Consider the following 757-nt stretch of genomic DNA (forward strand, 5'->3'; position numbering starts at 1 on the left):
GTCTGCCAATTCCGCCACACCCGCAAGGTGTGTAAATGGTGAGCCATGAAGGACTCGAACCTTCGACCCTCTGATTAAAAGTCAGATGCTCTACCAACTGAGCTAATGGCTCATTTTATAAATGAGTAACTTTATTCTAAGTGGTGCCGGCGAGAGGACTTGAACCCCCAACCTACTGATTACAAGTCAGTTGCTCTACCAATTGAGCTACACCGGCTTAAATACTATTTATTTTAAAGAATAATGGTGGAGGATGACGGGATCGAACCGCCGACCCTCTGCTTGTAAGGCAGATGCTCTCCCAGCTGAGCTAATCCTCCATAATAAGGATGATGGATTACAACTTAATGTTGCAGACCATATAACCATCCTTCAAAATTTAACCTGGCAACGTCCTACTCTCACAGGGGGAAACCCCCAACTACCATCGGCGCTGAAGAGCTTAACTTCCGTGTTCGGCATGGGAACGGGTGTGACCTCTTCGCCATCGTCACCAGATATGTTTTGAATTTGTCATTTAAAACGACAAGATTCATTATATAATGTTTTCACAAAAAATCAAGGATTATTTTATATTCCTTCAAAACTAGATAACGATATTATATTCATTCACTAAGTTTAACGCTCTTCTTTGTCTTGCTCCAGAAGCCATACTGGCTTCTTCTGCTTTTCTATTTAGGTTAAGTCCTCGAACGATTAGTATCTGTCAGCTCCACGTGTCACCACGCTTCCACCTCAGACCTATCAACCTGATCAT

General features: G+C 42.8%; 3 tRNA genes and 2 rRNA genes. All 5 read right to left on the reverse strand.

Going from position 1 to position 757, the window contains the following annotated elements:
* Positions 1 to 36: 36 nt before the first annotated feature.
* Positions 37 to 112 (reverse strand) — tRNA-Lys (locus ACTJJ9_RS26345).
* Between the two features lie 29 nt (positions 113 to 141).
* Positions 142 to 217, reverse strand: a tRNA-Thr gene (locus tag ACTJJ9_RS26350).
* 27 nt (positions 218 to 244) lie between these two features.
* Positions 245 to 320, reverse strand: a tRNA-Val gene (locus ACTJJ9_RS26355).
* A gap of 62 nt (positions 321 to 382) precedes the next feature.
* Positions 383 to 498: ribosomal RNA gene (gene rrf, locus ACTJJ9_RS26360) — 5S ribosomal RNA — on the reverse strand.
* Positions 499 to 676: 178 nt separating this feature from the next.
* Positions 677 to 757, reverse strand: a 23S ribosomal RNA gene (locus tag ACTJJ9_RS26365); the annotation flags it as partial.

The organism is Metabacillus sp. 22489 (assembly GCF_052044855.1).
Lineage (GTDB): Bacteria > Bacillota > Bacilli > Bacillales > Bacillaceae > Metabacillus > Metabacillus niabensis.